Origin of the sequence: Massilia aurea (assembly GCF_024753205.1) — a bacterium.
In the GTDB taxonomy this organism is placed as follows: domain Bacteria; phylum Pseudomonadota; class Gammaproteobacteria; order Burkholderiales; family Burkholderiaceae_D; genus Telluria; species Telluria aurea.
This window is the reverse complement of record NZ_JANUGZ010000044.1, coordinates 1-362: the sequence shown is the minus strand read 5'-3', so window position 1 is coordinate 362 and position 362 is coordinate 1. Positions and strand designations below refer to the sequence as shown.

1 protein-coding gene is annotated in these 362 nt (G+C 55.8%); it reads right to left on the bottom strand.

Annotated features, from left to right (window positions below; all coding sequences use genetic code 11):
• Nucleotides 1-362 (bottom strand): multicopper oxidase domain-containing protein (locus tag NX775_RS23965; protein WP_258838261.1); only part of this gene is annotated, 362 nt, incomplete at both ends.

The window sequence follows — 362 nt, the reverse complement described above, 5'->3', positions numbered from 1 at the left end:
CCTCGCTTTTGGTCTTTACGAACCTTCATCACGGTGAACATGCCTCCCATTTCCACTCCGCCGAAGGGGCCTTGGCCGCCCATCATCGGAAGAGTGTTTTCTGGCAGCGGCATCTCCATTTCACCCATCGAGCCGCCCGTAGAGCCCATTGCCATATAGTCTGGAATGATTGAACTAATCTTCTTCGCAGCGTCACGCTGGGAGACGCCAATCATGTTGGGAACGTCGTGACCCATTGCGTTCATGGTGTGGTGGGACTTATGGCAGTGGAATGCCCAGTCACCTGGGTTGTCCGCGACAAACTCGATGGCACGCATCTGGCCGACGGCAACATCAACGGTCACTTCTGGCCAACGCGATTC